We start from the raw sequence: 243 nt of genomic DNA, 5'->3' as shown, positions 1-243 counted from the left end.
GTCGCCGGCCCAGACCAGGAGGGCGATGAGCAGGAGGAGCGGCAGCAGCAGGAACAGGGCGGTGACGGCCACGCCGACATCGAGGCCGCGCTTGGCCGCCCAGTCCAGGCGCAGGCCGCGGGCGACGAAGGGGGCGTCCGGCAGGACGAGGTCGCTGACCGCCTCGGCGGCGACGCTGACCTGACCGACGAGGTGGGCTGCAACCGGCTCGGCAATTTCCGGCTGCTCCGCTCGACGGTGCGC

1 pseudogene is annotated in these 243 nt (G+C 74.1%); it reads right to left on the bottom strand.

The features are described 5' to 3' along the window. A pseudogene (locus tag OXS27_RS32530) lies at nucleotides 1-216 on the bottom strand (sugar transferase); the annotation flags it as partial. Nucleotides 217-243: the final 27 nt, after the last annotated feature.

It is taken from the genome of Methylobacterium sp. GC_Met_3 (assembly GCF_026540775.1).
Taxonomy (GTDB): Bacteria; Pseudomonadota; Alphaproteobacteria; order Rhizobiales; family Beijerinckiaceae; genus Methylobacterium.
Note: the sequence above shows the minus strand (reverse complement) of the source record. Positions and strands in the feature narration are given on the sequence as shown.